Consider the following 15,448-nt stretch of genomic DNA (forward strand, 5'->3'; position numbering starts at 1 on the left):
ATCAGAAGATAGCGGCGCTGCGATTCTGCGCCGCCGATAGGATGCGCTATGTCTCAATTACTTCGTATTGTGCTGATCCATACCCACCTGCCGGGTGTGGTGGAATTACAACTGGATCAGCATACTAATATATGCGGTACCAACGCCTCGGGTAAAACGACCTTGCAGCGGCTGGTACCGGTATTTTACGGTGAACAGCCGAACCGGGTGGTGCCAAAAACCCGCAAAAAATTCGATGAATTTTACCTGCCTTATACCAACAGCTATCTGATCTATGAATACCGGCGCGAAGGCGGCGAAATTTGCCAGGTGGTGCTAACCCGGAAAAGCGACGGTGGTGTTGATTACCGCTTTGTCGGCGCGCCCTACCAGAGCGACTTTTATCTGCAGCACAGCAGCGAAGGCGCCAAAGGTATGAGCTACAGTGACTGGGCAGCGGCAATGCGCGCCCGCCCGGATGTACAGGTGTCGCCAAAAATCAGTGCCACCAGCGAGTATCGCAGCATTATTCAGAACGATGCCGCCGCGCTGCGCGGCAACAATGCCGATAGTCTTAAACTGCGCCGCCTGGCCAGCAGTTACAGCCTGGTTGCCAGTGGCCATAAACTGCGGCATATCGAAAAGCTGGTCAGCGCCGTGCATGCCAAAGAAGGCAAAATGGATACGCTCAAAGCGATGCTGGCAGCGATCTTTGAAGAAGACGGCGTCACTCTGCCCACCACTAAGGTTAAAAACACCAAGGCGCGGGAATGGATCCAGCAGATGCGGCAGTCGATGCGACTGGACCGGCTGCAACAGGATTTTGAGCGGCTGAAGCAACTGGCGCAACAACTCGACGGCTGTGAAGCCTTGTTAGCGGCGCTGCTACCGCTGCTACAAGACGATGAGCAGCAGCAAAAACAACGTAAAGCCGATGCTGAAGCACAGGTGCATCTGCTGCGGGGGCAGCTGCAAACCGCCAAGGATGTGTATAGCGCCCAACAGCTGGAGCTGAGCAGCAAGCTGGCCCAGGCCGAAGCCGGTTTACATGAAACCAGCGCCCGTCTGGACCAATTGCAGCAGCGCTATGACGACTACGACAGCAAGGATATGCCAAAACTGCAGCGGGATACCGATGCCTTGCCTCTGTGGCGTGAAACCCTGCAGGAGCTGGCCGAGCAGTATCAATTGATGGTGGAGCAGCATGGCGATTTAGAACGCCAGCTGGAGCAACGCAAAGCCAAACTGGCCGAAGCCTTTAACCGCTTAAGTGAGCAACACCGCGCCAAGGCGCGCACCTTACAACAACAAAAAGATCAGACCCGTGAGCAGCAGGAACACAAGCTGGCGACACTGGAGCAAGGCTTCCAGGGCCGCCTGCAAGAGGCCCAGCAGCAATATGCCGACCAGCTAACCCAGCTAAGCAGCCAGATCGCCGTATTACAAAGCCAGCTTAACAGCCCGGCTTTAACCGAAGAGGAGCTGGAAGCGCAGCGCGTTGCCGAGCTGCGGCTGGAGCAAGCGCAGCAACAGGCACAGCAGCAGGCCCGGCAACTGCAGCAATTACAGCAGCAGTATCAAAAGGCCCGCGAAGCACGCGAACAGGCCGATCAGCAACTGGAGCAAGGCCGCAAAGCACTGCACAGTGCCGAGCAACAGCTACAGCAACTACACCGCCAGCTCAGTCCGGAACAAGGCAGTCTGCGGCATTTCCTGCGCCTGCACTATAACGGCTGGGAGCAAAAACTCGGTAAGGTGCTGGACGAGCGCCTGCTGGACCGGCAGGACTTACAGCCGCATCTGAGTGAGCTTAGCGACAACCTCTATGGCCTGACGCTGGAGCTGACTGCCATTGATACCCCGGATTATGCCCAGGATGAAGCCGCGATCCGCCACCGTATTCAAGCCGCCGAACAGCAGGTGCAACAACTGCAAAGCCAGAAACAGCAGGCCGAAAAGCTGTTAAAAGAGCGCTTTGAACAGGCCGAGCTATTGCGGGCTCAGGTCGAGCAGGCTGAGTGGCAGTTTACCCAGTACGAGCAGAATATCGAGTACGCCCGCGATGCCCGTAACCGCCTGCAAGCACAGCAGCGTGAGCTGGTGACCCAGCGCCAGGCCAAAGTTAAAGCCGAGCTGTCTGCCCAGCAGCAACAGCTGGACAAAACTAAGCAGCAACAGCAGCAGGACCTGCAGGCGCTGAAAGATGATCACCACAGCCAGCGCATGGAGCTAAAAGCCGACTGGCAGGCTGAGCTACAGGTGTTTGACGAGCAGATCGACGAGCTGGAACGGCAGCTTGAGCGCAAACGCGATGATAACCAGCAGCAAATTAAAGAGCTGCAACAAGCCTTTAACGAAGAACTGTCGGCGAAAGGTATCGATCCGCGCCGCCTGACCGAGCTAAAACAGAAACAGGATCAGCTACGCAGCGAGATCAAAGCCGTTGAGAGCCGCCAGGATGAACTAACCGCCTGGCAAAGCTTTATGGCGCTGGACTGGCAGAAACTGCGGCCGCAGCTACTGGAGCAGGAAACCGGCTTAAAGCAGCAGCTGCGTAGCAGCAAGCAGGCACTGGAGCAGTTAAAAACCGAATACAGCGCCAACAGCAAACAGCTGGAAGAACAAAAGCGCAGCGTACAGGAGCAGATGCAGCAAGCCGAGCACTTACTGGCGCAGTTAAAGCCCGTGCTCTACAAGCTGCAGGAACTGCAGCTGGCCAGCATTAGCCCGGCCGCGGCGAACCCGAGTGCGGATATCATTGAACGTTTGGCCCGGGCTAATGAAGCACTGGAGCAGCGTAACAAACTGGAAAGCCTGCTGAAACAAGCACTGGCGCAGTTTGAGGGCATGCTTAGTAAAGACGCCGGCCCGGAATTCCTCGACCGGCTGGAGCATGAAAAACGCAAACTACCGGAATACGCGAAAGAGCGCGACCAGCTGCCGATTCTGCAAAACCTGCTGCAAATTCTGAAAGATGCCCAGCAACAGTTGCTGGAAATGGGCGAGAATATCGGCGGCGATCTGAAAAAATTCTTTACCGTCTTTAGTGATATTAACCGCCGCATTGCACTGCAAAGCCGCCGCTTAAGCGAAGCCGTGGCCGACGATCTGGTACTGGAAGGGATCAGCAAATCGGAAGTACGGATTTTATCGACCATCGACGAGCTGGGTTTCTGGCAGCCGCTGAAGCATTTTGCCAAGCTCTATGATGACTGGGGCGCCTCCGGTAAAGCCTTACCGTCGGAGCAGTATCTGAATGCGCTGGCCGATGTGGTAGAGCTGCTGCGCGCCGATGAGCAGTACAGTATAGAATCGCTGTTACGCCTTGAGCTGCATTTAAGCGAAGGCGGCTCCGAGCTGGTAATTAAAAACGACCGTCAGCTACTGGAGTCCTCCAGCCATGGTATGGCTTATCTGATTCTGTGTAAGTACCTGCTGGCCTTTACCCGCTTATTGCGCGGTGCAGCTAAGGTCACCATCCACTGGCCGATCGATGAAATCGGTACCCTGGCCTATCACAACGTCGAGAAACTGTTTAAGGCCTGTAGCAGCAATCAGATCGTGATAGTCGGCGCCTTCCCGAACCCGGAATCCGATGTGTTAATGTTATTCCAGCACCGCTATTTAATTGAGCCGGACCAGCAGAATAGCAGCCTGCGCCGCCTGAAACGTATTCAACCCAAAATCAGCCGCTTAGCCGAGCGCTTAGCCAGTAAACAGCAGGAGGCCAACTGATGCTGCAACACGGACCCTTACTGGAACGCCTGCTGGCAGGCGATTTCATCTGCCGCATTACCGATGAAGATGCCTACCGACATCTGAGTAACGAGCAAACCCAGCAGGACATCAATCATTACCTGCGGCCGCTTAACCGCCGGCTGGTTAGTAATGATGACCAGAGCGTGTATTTTCTTGGCTACTACGAGCTGAGCAAAGAGGCACGCGAGCAGCTGAGTCAGCAATTTGCGCAAACGGTGCAGTCACTGCTGCCGCTGCTGGAATGGTTGCAACTGGTACAGGAAACCCTGGGCCGGGATAGCGCCCTGACCGCCGGCGATACCATCAAGCTGCAGGAGTTTGTGCTACGTACCGAAGATAACCAGAGCCTGCGCCAACGCCTGAATACACTGGCCAGCGACCGCTTTTTTAATAGCCAGAGCGAGCAACTGGATAGTCAGGTAAAGCTGATTTTCCGTCGCTTAAAAGAACATGGCTATCTGCTGCAGCCGCATGCCGACCGCCAGTACTATATCGTTACCGGTAAAATTGATTATCTGATTGATGTGATTCGCTTTATCCGCGATGAAGAACATCTGCCGGTAGAAGACACCCCGCAGCAGGAGGCATTACTCTGATGGCGCCGCTGGATCCGACCCCGTGCATCGCTTCCAACCTGTTTAATACCGGTGCTGAGCGGCTGGCTTTACTCGGCAAGTATCATAAGCAACTGATGCAGGGTTATCTGGATGGCTATGTCGATGAAACGGCCTTTAGCGAAGGGGCGCTGAAAAAGCTGATTGCCGCCCGTATTTTGTGGCGGCCAGACGAACAACAACCGCTGGCACTGCGGCCTTTAGTCAGCGAGCTGATCGCCAGTATGGTCGCTGATGAAAACCGCCGGCAAATTAACGCCGACGTGGCCGAAAAACTGGAGCAAATCCGCAACCGGGTGCAGGCATACCGCGATGCGCAGTACAAAGGCGACTATGCGGTGGCCGAGTTACAGCTGCAGCGGTTAACTGAGCATGTACATGACTTAAGCGGCCAGTTTGAAGAGGCGATCGACAGCCTGTGGCACCGGCTGAACAGCGACTTTGGCTTTGTTAGTAGCCTGGACGATAAAATTCGCGAAAACGAGCGCGCGCAAAAACAACTGCGCCGCTTGCTCGATGGCCTGGATCTGCTCGACTTTACCGAGCTGATTGAGCTATCGGAAGGCAATAACCATCTGCGCAAGTTGCTGGTTAGCCAGCTGCAAAGCCAGCTGAGCTCGCATCATAGTAGCTTGCTGGAAGTGCAAAAACGCCTGGTCGAGCTGCTGGCCAAGTTCCGCCAGCAACAATCGCGATCCTTGCTGATTAGCAATATGGTGGCGTTTTTACGCCAGCATCCAAAGTATCAGCCGGCCGATTATCCCAACCGCAGCGAGCTACCGGATCTGTTTAACCAGGCTAGTGCCATCCGGCCACAGGCCGCTATCGCGTTGGATAAAGCCAGTGAACGGCAAATTCTGGCCGAACTGGTACGCGCCCTGCCACGGCAGGTTGCGGTAACGCTGTCTGATACGCCAAGCGCCAGCTTTAGTGAGCTGCTGCAGGATGAAGAAATCGCAGCCCGCCAGTTGGCACTAAAAACCGATGTCGAAAACTTCTATTTGCGGGTGATCGACCGCGGCGGCAGTTTAAGTGCGCTGGAGTATCTGACAGAGCAACAACTGCCCTGGGACTGCGAGATCTGGCTCTATCAGATCCTGGCCGAGTATCAGGCGTTACCAGTGGCAGAAAAGCAGATGTTCCAGCTGCAACGCGAAGAAAGCCCGGCCAGCGCCGTTAACAGCCTGTACCTGATCCGCGATATCAGTATTGGTTTGCAGGCAGCCTGATGCATAAGGCTCTGGGGTTACAGGCGCTAAACTGGCTGTTAAAGCTGGAGCAGCGCCTGCAACGCGACGGCAGTGCAGCCATTAAAGCCGACAGTAAGATCGCTGCCCAGGTAATTGCCTGGTGTATTGAACAGCAATTATTACCGGCACACAGTGCGCGCTTACCGACAGTGCCATTTAACCGGGCGCTGTTAGAGCAAATTGCAGAGGCCCAGCAAGCGTTAGGGCAAGCCTGTTTCCGCCAGCCGTTAAGCAGTCAGGATCGACTGGAGCAAAGCTTATACAGCCAGCAAGAGCTAAAAAGCGCTGGCGCCAGCCCGCGCCAACATAGAGTATTAGTCAGGCTTAACACCCCGCTTTTTGCTCAAGGCTTGCCAGCACTGCAGTTTAGCGATCTCGACTGGCAGCAACTGCCGCTCAGCGCCTATGACGCCTTATTAGTGGTCGAAAACCTGGATTGCTTCTATCAATTGGAGCGTTTTACGCTGGCGCTACCGTACCAGCTGCCACTGATCATCTATCGAGGAGATACGCAATACAGCAGCGGCTGTGCTGTCCTCTGTGATGCCTGGCCGCAAACCGGTAAACCCTGTATCTATTTTGGCGATGCCGATTTAGCGGGGTTAAGCATCGCCATCAGTTTAGGTTGTAGCAGTATGCTCTTACCCGAGCTAAGCCAATTTCAACATGCTGCCAGCCCAGCGATGCTGGATAACAAGCAGTTAAAATTCCAACCCGGTTTAGCCGCCATGGCTATGCACCCGGCTTTTACCCCCTATCAGCAACTCATCTGCCAACAATTAAAAGGCCTGCGCCAGCAACAGATGCAGGCGATGCCACTTACGCCGGTGCCGCTGCTAAACCCACCCCCGCAAATTACACCTTACTCCGACTCCGGTATGCTTGCGTACCGGAGTCGCAACCTGCGATAGTGGGTGAGAAACCTTTGCCCTCATGTGCAAACAAAGCTTTAGCGAAGAAAAGAAGCTTTGTACCAAACGCAAAACCGCTCTCCCAAATAGCACCAAACCCCGACTCCGGTATGCTTGCGTACCGGAGTCGCAACCTGCGATAGTGGGTTAGACATCTGACGAATGGTATGCACTCAATGTTTGAGCAAAGATGTGGCCAAAATTAGCTGGCAACTGATATTTATTAGTCAAGCCAGTACATTACCGTCCAATCACATCTACCCCTTTGTTTCTAGATGCGTTAAATTACCTTCATGAAAACAAAACCTTTGCCGACAAGAGTTAAAAACATTATTTAAGCTGGCTTGTTAATGTGGCCGTGATTAAATTTAATACTCAGCTCGCTGAGCAAGCTGAGAATATTACTAAGTGATTTTTTGGATTATGCTCGTGTGCTGCAAGGACTGGTTATTAATGGATATCTAAATGACCGAAAAAAAAATCGAGCAAAGCGCCACAGACTCATCACCAGAGCTTGAAGGCACCTACAGCAAGCGTTCTGCTAAGCCGAATTCCGGCGTGCGGGAAGACAGCATCGAATACGGCTTCATCGGCAAACTGCAAAGCCTCAAGTACGAATACCGTAAAGATATCCGCGACCGCGCCGCGTTAGAGCAGAACTTTCGTGAAAAATTCGAGGCCCTTAACCGCGTTCGGCTTACCGATGGTGAATTTTCACGTCTGCTCGAAGAAATCGTCACCCCCGACGTGTTCACCGCCGCACGCACCTTACGCGAACGCAACAGCTTCACTCGTGACGACGGCACACCTCTGAACTACACCCTGGTGAACATTAAAGACTGGTGCAAAAACACCTTTGAGGTGATCAACCAGCTGCGCATCAACACCGATTACAGCCACCATCGTTACGATGTCATCCTGCTTATCAATGGTGTGCCCTGCGTGCAGATAGAGTTGAAAACCCTCAGCGTCAGCCCGCGCCGGGCCATGGAGCAGATCGTCGAGTATAAAAACGATCCAGGTAATGGCTACAGCAAAACGCTGCTGTGCTTCCTTCAGCTCTTTATTGTCAGCAACCGCACCGATACCTGGTATTTCGCCAACAACAACGCCCGGCACTTCGCCTTCAATGCCGACGAGCGCTTTTTGCCCATTTATCAGTTTGCCGATAAGGCAAACAAAAAGATCACGCACCTCGACAGCTTCGCTGAAACCTTCCTGGTCAAATGCACCCTCGGCCAGACCATCAGCCGCTACATGGTGCTGATCGCCAGCGAGCAAAAGCTGATGATGATGCGCCCGTATCAGGTGTATGCGGTGAAGCAGATCGTCGACAGCATCCACCAGAACTGCGGCAATGGTTACATTTGGCACACCACCGGCAGCGGCAAAACGCTGACCTCTTTCAAGGCCTCTACGCTGCTGAAAGACAACCCCGACATTGAAAAATGCCTGTTTGTGGTCGACCGTAAAGACCTTGATCGGCAAACCCGCGAGGAATTCAACAAATTCCAGCAAGGCTGCGTCGAGGAAAACACCAACACCGCCGCGCTGGTGCGTCGCCTGTTGTCAGATGACTATGCCGATAAGGTGATCGTTACCACCATTCAAAAACTGGGTCTGGCGCTGGATGAAAATAGCAAGCGCAACCAGCAACGCGCCAAAAGCGGCCAGGCCACCTATAAAGAGCAGCTCGCACCGCTACGCGACAAACGCATTGTCTTTATCTTCGACGAATGCCATCGCTCGCAGTTTGGCGACAACCACAAGGCGATTAAAGAGTTCTTCCCCAAGGCCCAGCTGTTTGGCTTTACCGGCACGCCGATCTTTGAGGTCAACGCCAGCGCCAAACAATTCGAAGGCGAATCTGGCCAGTTCAAAACCACCGAAGACCTGTTCCAGAAGCGGCTGCACGCCTACACCATTACTCACGCCATTGAAGACGGCAACGTGTTACGCTTCCATGTCGATTACTTCAAGCCCAAGGTCGAGGAAGGCAAAACGCTGCCTAAGCCCGGCGAGGCCATCGCCAAACGCGCCGTTATTGAGGCCATTCTGGCCAAGCACGATGCTGCGACTGGCCAGCGCCGTTTTAATGCTTTGCTCGCCACAGCGTCCATCAACGACGCTATTGAATACCACGCGCTGTTCAAGACCGTGCAAGCAGAAAAGCAGGCAGCCGACCCCGATTTTCAGCCGCTGAACATCGCCTGCGTGTTCTCGCCGCCCGCTGAGGGCGATGCTGATGTCAAACAAATCCAGGAAGACTTGCCGCAGGAGAAAGAAGACAACGCCGTTGAACCTGAGCAGAAAAAAGCGGCGCTTAAAGCCATCCTGGCCGACTACAACAGCCGCTACGGTACCAACCACAGCATCAGCGAGTTTGATCTTTACTATCAGGATGTACAAAAGCGTATTAAAGACCAGCAATGGCCCAATGCCGACCATCCGCATGCGCAAAAAATCGACATCACCATTGTGGTCGACATGCTGCTCACCGGGTTTGATTCCAAATACCTGAACACGCTGTATGTGGACAAGAACCTCAAGCATCACGGCTTAATTCAGGCCTTCTCGCGTACCAATCGTGTACTCAACAGTATTCAGGCCGAGGATAAGAAGCCTAATGGCACAAAACCATTCGGCAATATCCTCGATTTCCGCCAGCAGCAGGATAACGTGGATGCGGCCATTGCGCTGTTTTCCGGGGAAGGCTCCGGTGAGCAGGCCCGCGAAATCTGGCTGGTGGACAAAGCCCCGGTGGTTATCGAAAAGCTGGATGTTGCCGTGCAAAAGCTCGACGCTTTCATGAAATCCCAAGGTTTGGATACAACACCCGAAGCTGTGCACAACCTCAAGGGTGACGAAGCCCGCGCCGCTTTCATTAACCACTTCAAGGAAGTGCAGCGGCTTAAAACCCAGCTTGACCAATACACCGACTTAACTGAGGATAACGCCGCCGCCATCGAGCAAATTATCCCGAAAGAAAACCTGCTCGGCTTTCGTGGCGCCTATCTGGAAACTGCCCAGCGGCTGAAACAACAGGCCCAACAGGGCAAGGGCAGCGATAAACCCACACCAAGCACTGTGGATCAGCTTGATTTCGAGTTTGTGCTGTTTGCATCCTCACTGATTGATTACGACTACATTATGGGCCTTATCACTAAGTTCTCGGCCAAAGGCCCCGGCAAATCGACGATGAGCCGCGAACAGCTCATTAGCCTCATTCAGTCGGATGCCAAGTTTATGAACGAGCGCGACGACATCGCCGCTTACATCGCCACCCTCAAAGCAGGCGAAGGCTTAAGCGAACAAGCCATCCGCGACGGCTACACCCAATTTAAGGCAGCAAAAGACACCGCTGAGCTCGCCGCTATCGCTGCCAAGCACGGTCTCGACACTGCCGCCCTGCAAAGCTTTGTCGACGGTATTCTGCAGCGGATGATTTTCGACGGCGATCAATTAAGTGACCTGATGGCCCCGCTGGAGCTCGGCTGGAAGGCTCGTACCCAGGCCGAACTTGCGTTAATGGCAGATCTGCACCCGCTACTCACCAGACGCGCCCAAGGCCGCGACATCTCAGGACTTAGTGCGTATGAGTAATACAACGAAAAACACCACCACGAAGGAAGAGGGCAAAAATGCTTTGGTGCCTAAGCTGCGCTTTCCTGAGTTTCGGGGAGCGGTTGGGTGGACTCCCGTGGCCTTGGGAGAAGCATCTGTGCCAGTAACTGAGCGCGTGGGCGAGAGGAAACTCACGCCGGTAAGTATCTCGGCGGGTATTGGATTCGTGCCGCAGGCAGAGAGGTTCGGACGCGACATTTCAGGCAACCAGTATCAGCTCTACACCTTGGTTCGGGATGGCGACTTTGTTTTTAACAAAGGCAATTCACTAAAGTTCCCGCAAGGCTGCATATATCTTCTTGAGAGATGGGGGCAAGTCGCCGCGCCAAATGTTTTCATCTGTTTCCGAATGAAAGATGGTTACTCGAACGGCTTCTTTCAGCAGTGCTTCGAGCAGAACCAGCATGGCAGACAGCTAAAGCGGCACATCACGAGCGGGGCGCGGAGCAATGGTTTGCTGAACATCAGCAAAGACACTTTTTTTGGCGTAGAAATTCCCACGCCAAGCCCCGCCGAACAACAAAAAATCGCTGAGTGCCTGAGCTCCGTGGACGAGCTGATTGCCACTCAAGCCCAAAAACTGGACGCGCTCAAAACCCATAAAAAAGGGCTGATGCAGCAGCTTTTCCCCCGCGAAGACGAAACCCAACCTCGCTTCCGCTTCCCCGAATTTCAAAACACTGGGGAGTGGGAGATAAAAACGATGGGCAGTTTTGCCTCGTTTTCATCAGGTGGAACACCTTCAAAAGACAATCCTGCATATTGGAATGGAAGCATCCCTTGGGTAAGCGCCTCGTCGATGTATGACCTTATCATCAAGAAAGCGGATCATTATGTGACGCCTCTTGCGATCGGCAAAGGAACGAGGATTGCCAAGAAGGGATCAATTTTGATTCTTGTTCGTGGAAGCATGTTGTTCAAACGTGTGCCGATTTGCATAGCGGGAATTGATGTTGCATTCAATCAAGATGTGAAAGCGCTCGATGTGGATACCTCAATCAACACCAGTTTCCTTCTCTATCAGCTCTCAGCCTTCCAATCGCGCATCCCGATCAACGAAACAGGTATCGGTGCTGGAAAGATAGAGCTAGAACATCTCAAAGGGTTTGAGCTCTTCTTCCCCGAAGTCCACGAACAACAACGCATCGCCGACTGTCTCACCAACCTCGACGACCTCATTACCACTGAGACTAAAAAGCTCGAAGCTCTTAAAGCACACAAAAAAGGCCTGATGCAGCAGCTTTTCCCATCGCTGGGGGAGGCTGAGGCATGAGCAATAAACCAAAGATCAACAAGTATGCGAACCTGACAACACTGGCAAGGAAGCTGCGTGATGATCACGGCGGTGTCGATCTTATTCTGCTCTACGCCTATAACCGTACGGGCAAAACACGACTTTCTATGGAGTTCAAAGATTCGGGAAAGCGAAAAACTAAGAAAAACCCGGAAGGTAAAGCAGATACACTTTATTTTAATGCGTTTACTGAGGACTTATTCACTTGGGAAAACGATCTGGCAAGCGACAGTGTTCGTTATCTCCAACTCAATGGCGAATCAAAGTTCTTTGCCGCGCTTAAAGACCTTGCCCTCGACGAAACTATCGCTGTTTACCTTAGCCGTTATGCCGACTTCGAGTTCGATATTGTCTATGCCGATTGGAAAATCACGTTCCGCAAAGATGATGAAGAAAATATAAAAATTTCCCGTGGCGAACAGAATATATTTATCTGGTGCCTCTTTATGGCCATTTGCGAACGAATGCTCGACGGCCACGAATCGTATCAATGGGTAAAATACCTCTACATTGACGACCCCATCTCATCTCTGGATGACAACAACGCTGTCTCGGTCGCTTGCGATCTGGCCAAACTTCTTCGGCGAGCTGCGAGCCGGACGAACAGCCGGGGTGAGCCGAATCCTATCAAGGTCGTATTCTCCTCTCATCACGCACTCTTTTTTAACGTGATGTGCAATGAGATCAGCAGAGCAAAAGAAGGCGAACCCAAGGTTACACACAAGCGCTATTTTCTTCACCGCGCCAATGGGGACGGTGTTTATACCTTACGGGCCACCGACGATACGCCGTTCTTTCACCACGTCGCTACTTTGGCAGAACTGCAACGTGCCGCCAACCCTGTAACTGGCACGCTCTACACTTTCCACTTCAATGCGCTGAGAAGCATTATGGAGAAGACAGCATCCTTCTTTGGGCATGAAGATATTTCATTCTGCCTTAAGGCGCTTAATAACGAGGAAGACCAGGCGCTCTATAATCGCGTTCTCAATCTGCTCAGCCACGGAAAATACGCGATTCAGGAGCCGACCATTATGGGCGAAGACAACAAAGAGCTATTTCGACGCATCATGGCGGACTTTATCAGCACGTTTAACTTTACATTGCCGGAGATTGCGGAGGTGGCACCCCAAGCCGCAGCGTCCGCTCAAGGCACAACATCAGCCCCGGTAGCCACCCCATGAACGACCTGATCCTCTACACCACCGAAGACGGGCGAAGCCAAATCAAACTGCGGGCCAAGGACGAAACCGTGTGGCTGACTCAGCTTGAGATGGCGGAACTCTTCGACGCCACCAAGCAGAACATCTCCCTGCACCTCAAGAACATCTTCGAAGATGGGGAGTTGGACGCAGATTCAGTTGTCAAGGAATCCTTGACAACTGCCGCCGACGGCAAGCGCTACCAGACATTGCTCTACAACCTCGATGCTATTCTGGCCGTGGGCTACCGCGTACGCTCACCGCGTGGCGTGCAGTTCCGGCGCTGGGCCAGCACGGTGCTTAAGGAGTTTCTGACCAAGGGATTTGTGATGGACGACGAGCGGCTGAAGAACCCGGATGGCCGCCCAGACTATTTCGATGAGATGCTGGCACGCATCCGCGACATACGGGCGTCTGAAAAACGCTTTTACCAGAAGGTGCGCGACCTCTTTGCCCTCTCCAGCGACTACGACAAGAGCGACAAGGCCACGCAGGTGTTCTTTGCCACGGTGCAAAACCTTTTGGTCTATGCCGTAACGCAAAAGACGGCAGCCGAACTGATTTCTGCACGGGCAAACCCTGCTGATCCGCATTTTGGTCTGCTCGCCTGGAAGGGCGACAAGGTGCGCAAAACCGACATCCTCGTGGCCAAGAACTACCTGACCGAGGATGAGATCGACACCCTAAACCGGCTGGTGGTGATCTTCCTTGAAACCGCTGAACTACGCGCCAAGAGCCGCCAGGAAACCCGGATGAGCTTTTGGAAGGAAAGTGTGGGCCAGATCATCACCTCCAACGGCTTCCCATTACTCACTCATGCGGGCGCCATCAGCCACGAGCAGATGGAAAATAAAACGAGCGCCCTCTATCTGAACTACGACCAACACCGCAAACAGCAAGAAGCGTTGGCAGCCGACGCGCAAGACGAAGCCGAACTGAACGCCCTTGAAAACAAGATTAAGAGACGCCCTAAAAAATGAACGACACCAAACTAGGTAAAACCCTCTGGGCCATCGCCGATACCCTGCGCGGCGCGATGAATGCGGACGATTTCCGCGATTACATGCTGTCCTTTTTGTTCCTGCGCTACCTGTCGGACAATTACGAGACGGCAGCTAAAAAGGAACTCGGCAAAGACTACCCCACACCCGACGCCGACGACCGCCGTGTGCCGCTGGCATTGTGGTATGCCAACAACCCGGATGACATCACCGAGTTTGAGAAACAAATGCGCCGCAAAGTGCATTATGTGATCCAGCCGCAGCACCTTTGGAATAGCGTCGCCAACTTGGCACGCACCCAAAATGGCGAGCTGCTCAGCACCTTGCAGGCGGGTTTTAAATACATTGAAAACGAATCCTTCGAAAGCACCTTCAGCGGTTTGTTCTCGGAGATCAATCTTGGCTCGGATAAACTCGGTCGAAAATACGAAGATCGCAACGCCACACTGTGCCGCATCATTTCGGAGATTGCCAAAGGGCTGAATGAGTTCTCCACCGACATCGACGCGCTGGGTGATGCTTACGAATACCTGATCGGCCAGTTCGCCGCCGGCTCTGGCAAGAAGGCGGGCGAGTTTTACACCCCGCAGCAGATTTCGGACATTTTATCGGCCATTGTTACCCTGGATAGCCAGGAACCCGCCACGGGCAAAAAAGAACGGCTAGCCAGTGTGTTCGACTTCGCCTCTGGCTCTGGCTCGCTGCTGTTGAATGTGCGCAAACGCATGGGGCCACATGGCATTGGTAAGATTTACGGCCAGGAAAAGAACATCACCACCTACAACCTGGCGCGCATGAACATGCTGCTGCACGGCGTGAAAGATACCGAGTTTGAGATCTATCACGGCGATACGCTGGCCAATGATTGGGATATTCTGCGGGAACTGAACCCCGCCAAAAAACCCAGTTTCGACGCCATTGTCGCCAACCCGCCTTTCAGCTACCGCTGGGAACCCACGGAAGCCATGGGCGATGACGTGCGCTTTAAGAACTACGGGCTGGCACCCAAATCTGCCGCTGATTTTGCCTTTTTACTGCATGGCTTTCACTTCCTCAAAGATGAAGGTGTGATGGCGATTATTTTGCCGCATGGCGTGCTGTTCCGTGGCGGGGCCGAAGAGCGCATTCGTTCCAAGCTGCTGAAAGACGGCCATATCGACACCGTTATCGGCTTGCCTGCCAACCTGTTCTACTCCACGGGTATCCCGGTGTGCATTTTGGTGCTTAAGAAATGTAAAAAGCCCGATGACGTGCTATTCATAAACGCCGCTGAGCATTTTGAAAAGGGCAAGCGACAGAATCAACTAAGCGAAGAGCACATCGCTAAGATTATTGAGACCTATCAATTCCGCAATGAAGAGGAGCGCTACTCACGCCGGGTAGAAATGGTTGAAATCGAAAAGAATGATTTCAATCTCAACATTTCCCGCTACATCAGCACGGCGGTAGCAGAACAGGAAATAGACCTTAAAGCAGTTAATGCAGAGTTAGTCACGCTGGAGAAAACCATTGAGGATGCACGGGATAAACATAATGCATTTCTTAAAGAACTTGGTTTATCACCATTACCGTGAATATTGAAGCACTGTTAGTTGTTGGTACTCGAGCGCAAAAATTTTTATGTGCTAATTGAGACTTTTCAACAGGATAACTTGACTAGAGCATTAAGCACAAATTGTTACACAGAGGATGGCTGATCAGACGCGATGTAACAGTCAATCAATGCCCTGACGAAATTCGGCGGCCTGGATAGCCAGTAAAATGTGTGAGTGCTTATCCCACTATCGCAGATCGCGACTCCGGTACGGCAAGCA

General features: G+C 53.1%; 9 protein-coding genes. All 9 read left to right on the forward strand.

Annotated elements, in window-relative coordinates:
* Positions 1-48 precede the first annotated feature (48 nt).
* The gene (locus A9165_RS07065) at positions 49-3,714 is read left to right on the forward strand and encodes an ATP-binding protein (RefSeq protein ID WP_008606549.1); all 3,666 of its coding nucleotides are present in this window, start codon (positions 49-51) and stop codon (positions 3,712-3,714) included.
* A complete protein-coding gene (locus A9165_RS07070; RefSeq protein ID WP_008606548.1) occupies positions 3,714-4,334 on the forward strand; it encodes a hypothetical protein in 621 nt (206 codons plus the stop codon). The genes A9165_RS07065 and A9165_RS07070 overlap by 1 nt, the downstream gene beginning before the upstream one ends.
* Complete coding sequence (locus A9165_RS07075) at positions 4,334-5,581, forward strand: hypothetical protein (RefSeq protein WP_065955393.1); 1,248 nt, start codon at positions 4,334-4,336, stop codon at positions 5,579-5,581. Before A9165_RS07070 ends, A9165_RS07075 begins: the two co-directional genes overlap by 1 nt.
* On the forward strand, positions 5,581-6,513 hold the full coding sequence (locus A9165_RS07080; protein WP_008606543.1) for a DUF2220 family protein: 933 nt from the start codon (positions 5,581-5,583) through the stop codon (positions 6,511-6,513). The genes A9165_RS07075 and A9165_RS07080 overlap by 1 nt, the downstream gene beginning before the upstream one ends.
* 465 nt (positions 6,514-6,978) lie before the next feature.
* Positions 6,979-10,116, forward strand: a complete 3,138-nt coding sequence (locus A9165_RS07085) for a type I restriction endonuclease subunit R (protein ID WP_008606542.1) — start codon at positions 6,979-6,981, stop codon at positions 10,114-10,116.
* Positions 10,109-11,410, forward strand: a complete 1,302-nt coding sequence (locus A9165_RS07090) for a restriction endonuclease subunit S (RefSeq protein WP_065955394.1) — start codon at positions 10,109-10,111, stop codon at positions 11,408-11,410. Before A9165_RS07085 ends, A9165_RS07090 begins: the two co-directional genes overlap by 8 nt.
* Positions 11,407-12,615: an AAA family ATPase gene (locus A9165_RS07095; protein ID WP_065955395.1), complete on the forward strand. Its 1,209-nt coding sequence runs from the start codon at positions 11,407-11,409 to the stop codon at positions 12,613-12,615. Before A9165_RS07090 ends, A9165_RS07095 begins: the two co-directional genes overlap by 4 nt.
* Positions 12,612-13,613, forward strand: a complete 1,002-nt coding sequence (locus A9165_RS07100; protein ID WP_008606537.1) for a virulence RhuM family protein — start codon at positions 12,612-12,614, stop codon at positions 13,611-13,613. Before A9165_RS07095 ends, A9165_RS07100 begins: the two co-directional genes overlap by 4 nt.
* Positions 13,610-15,208 (forward strand): type I restriction-modification system subunit M, encoded by a 1,599-nt coding sequence (locus A9165_RS07105; protein WP_008606536.1) that lies wholly within the window; start codon positions 13,610-13,612, stop codon positions 15,206-15,208. Before A9165_RS07100 ends, A9165_RS07105 begins: the two co-directional genes overlap by 4 nt.
* Positions 15,209-15,448 lie beyond the last annotated feature (240 nt).

The organism is Alishewanella sp. HH-ZS (genome assembly GCF_001704375.1).
GTDB classification, from domain to species: domain Bacteria; phylum Pseudomonadota; class Gammaproteobacteria; order Enterobacterales; family Alteromonadaceae; genus Alishewanella; species Alishewanella aestuarii.

Coding starts and splice junctions, on each gene's coding strand:
- A9165_RS07100 (WP_008606537.1), top strand. CDS start 12,612: ATGAACGACCTGATCCTCTACACCACCGAAGACGGGCGAAGCCAAATC.
- A9165_RS07080 (WP_008606543.1), top strand. CDS start 5,581: ATGCATAAGGCTCTGGGGTTACAGGCGCTAAACTGGCTGTTAAAGCTG.
- A9165_RS07075 (WP_065955393.1), top strand. CDS start 4,334: ATGGCGCCGCTGGATCCGACCCCGTGCATCGCTTCCAACCTGTTTAAT.
- A9165_RS07065 (WP_008606549.1), top strand. CDS start 49: ATGTCTCAATTACTTCGTATTGTGCTGATCCATACCCACCTGCCGGGT.
- A9165_RS07095 (WP_065955395.1), top strand. CDS start 11,407: ATGAGCAATAAACCAAAGATCAACAAGTATGCGAACCTGACAACACTG.
- A9165_RS07085 (WP_008606542.1), top strand. CDS start 6,979: ATGACCGAAAAAAAAATCGAGCAAAGCGCCACAGACTCATCACCAGAG.
- A9165_RS07090 (WP_065955394.1), top strand. CDS start 10,109: ATGAGTAATACAACGAAAAACACCACCACGAAGGAAGAGGGCAAAAAT.
- A9165_RS07070 (WP_008606548.1), top strand. CDS start 3,714: ATGCTGCAACACGGACCCTTACTGGAACGCCTGCTGGCAGGCGATTTC.
- A9165_RS07105 (WP_008606536.1), top strand. CDS start 13,610: ATGAACGACACCAAACTAGGTAAAACCCTCTGGGCCATCGCCGATACC.